General features: G+C 54.5%; 1 protein-coding gene. It reads right to left on the bottom strand.

From position 1 onward, the window contains the following. Positions 1-11 precede the first annotated feature (11 nt). A partial coding sequence (locus B3K91_RS04105) for a hypothetical protein (protein ID WP_292594045.1) occupies positions 12-292 on the bottom strand: 281 nt, incomplete at its 5' end.

Below are 292 nucleotides of genomic sequence, written 5' to 3'. Positions count from 1 at the left end.
CTGGAATCCACTCACTTTGTCATCCCGCAGAGCTCCTGTGCGGGATCTCGCTCCTGAGGTCCCATTTTCGCGCCTGAAAAGAACGAGACCCTGGCCTGAAGCACGAGGATGACCCAAAGCAAGAACCGGTAGACATCCAGTAGAGCCTGCCCTGAAAGCCTGCCCCAAAATGCTCCTGTTTGGGTTCCCCTGTTTAGAACCTTTGCACGTGATCTCGCCCTGAAGTTCCGCTGTACGCTTAAGAACAAGAACCCGCTGATCGCTGTGAAATACGGTTCACCGTTGACCGTTC

The sequence above is a fragment of the Mesotoga sp. UBA5847 genome (assembly GCF_002432735.1).
Classification (GTDB): domain Bacteria; phylum Thermotogota; class Thermotogae; order Petrotogales; family Kosmotogaceae; genus Mesotoga.
The sequence above is the reverse complement of the archived record's forward strand: the minus strand, read 5'-3'. Positions and strand labels throughout refer to the sequence as shown.